Source organism: Dyadobacter sp. LHD-138, from assembly GCF_030929615.1.
Lineage (GTDB): Bacteria > Bacteroidota > Bacteroidia > Cytophagales > Spirosomataceae > Dyadobacter.
The window spans coordinates 1-1,931 of record NZ_JAVFVU010000097.1 but is presented as its reverse complement, the minus strand read 5'-3'; the positions used below and the strand labels follow the sequence as shown (position 1 = coordinate 1,931).

Here is a 1,931-nt window from a genome sequence, read left to right as displayed (position 1 = left end):
TGTGCTGAACTGCGACAGCCTGCAGGCCGATTCTTTCTGCGGACAAAAATCATTTACCAACAACCTGTCCTGGACTTATCCACAGTCGGCGGGCGGGAAGGATTGCGACCAGGCCATTGCCGCGTACCGCTTGTATTACACCCGCTACGAAGGCGATACTCCGACACTTTTGAAAGAAATCACAGCACCCGTGGCAACTTCCTTTGCCCACGAAGGCCTGAGCTCTTTTGCCGGATGCTATTACGTAACAGCCGTGAACAAATACGGAACGGAGAGTGCGCCAAGCAATACAGTCTGCAAGGACAACTGCCCGATCCTGAAACTGCCCAACGTGATCACACCAAACGGGGATGGCAAAAATGACCTTTTCAAACCATACGACTGCCCGAGTTTTGTCCAATCGCTTGAATTTAAAGTGTTCAACCGCTGGGGAGCAAAAGTGTTTGATACCAAAGATGTAAACATCAACTGGAACGGCCAGACCAACTCGGGAAGCGATCTGGCCGCCGGACAGTATTACTACGAAGTCACCGTATACTTTGAATCCGTGCAAAAAACAGGAAAACCCGCGCAGTTTAAAGGATGGGTGCAGCTGCTTAGGTAACTGCCTTTTTTCTTTCACTTCCAAGTCGTTAATTTGCAGCCCGATTCGCAAGAGTCGGGCTCAATTTTTTATTACGACAACTTATAAAATCCATTAATGATGAAAAAAGCCTATATATTTCCGGGTCAGGGTTCTCAGTTTAAGGGTATGGGTCTGGATCTATACCAAAGTTCCGATTCAGCCAAAGCATTGTTTGACCAGGCAAACGACATTCTAGGCTTTGAAATAACCAAGATTATGTTTGAAGGCACCGACGAAGCGCTCAAACAAACCAATGTGACACAACCTGCCATTTTTATTCATTCCGTTGTTTTGGCGAAGGTCAGCGCAGAATTTGCTCCGGAAATGGTAGCCGGTCATTCTTTGGGCGAATTTTCGGCCCTTGTAGCCGCGGGCGCTTTATCATTTGAAGATGGACTGCGTCTGGTTGCTCAACGCGCTGACGCGATGCAAAAGGCCTGCCTCATCCGCCCATCCACCATGGCAGCGATTCTTGGTCTTGACGATAAAACCATCGAAGACATCTGTGCAAGCATCACAGACGAGGTTGTTGTACCAGCCAACTATAACTGCCCGGGCCAGGTTGTGATATCCGGAACAATCGAAGGTGTTGAAAAAGCTTGCGAATTATTAAAAGCTGCGGGTGCAAAACGCGCATTGCTATTGCCCGTTGGCGGTGCCTTCCATTCACCACTGATGGAGCCTGCACGCGCAGAACTCGCCGCTGCGATTCATGCCGCCGAATTCCAGTCTCCGATCTGCGCGATCTATCAGAACGTAAATGCCAAACCTGCGACAGAGGTATCGGTTATCAAAGAAAATCTGATTGCGCAATTGACTGCACCGGTAAGATGGACCCAGTCGGTGGAACAAATGGTAGCAGACGGAGCCGGAATATTTATTGAATCAGGTCCTGGAAAAGTGCTGCAGGGATTGGTTAGAAAAATCGCCAGCGGCGTAGAATTAAAAAGTATTTGAAAATTTTTTTCAAAAATGCTTGACAACTCAAAAATTCATATTACTTTTGCACCACTAACACGGTATTGGCTGATGGTGTAATGGTAACACAGGACATTTTGGTTGTCTCGTTCAAGGTTCGAGTCCTTGTCGGCCAACAATCTTTTAGCAAAGAGCTCATTTTTTAATGAGCTCTTTTTTTATTCTTTCTCACACTAATTTTCGTTCGAAAACTGTACACTCCCTTAAGTCGGATCAAGCTGAAAAGTTGGGGGGAATGAAATAAATTATTTGCTTTGTAGCCCGAACCAATCCCGTTTGCGTGTTGAACGAATCTTATCAAGCCTTAGTCCGTATCCTTTTGCCAGAA

General features: G+C 46.7%; 2 protein-coding genes and 1 tRNA gene. All 3 read left to right on the top strand.

Annotated features, from left to right (window positions below; translation table 11 throughout):
* On the top strand, window positions 1–604 hold a 604-nt coding region (locus RB622_RS30035; protein ID WP_308050536.1), incomplete at its 5' end, for a gliding motility-associated C-terminal domain-containing protein.
* 99 nt (window positions 605–703) lie between these two features.
* Entirely contained in the window at window positions 704–1,582 is an 879-nt protein-coding gene (gene fabD, locus RB622_RS30030) for an ACP S-malonyltransferase (protein WP_308050537.1), read from the top strand.
* A 66-nt stretch (window positions 1,583–1,648) separates the two neighbouring features.
* Window positions 1,649–1,719, top strand: a tRNA-Gln gene (locus RB622_RS30025).
* The last annotated feature ends 212 nt before the right edge of the window (window positions 1,720–1,931 follow it).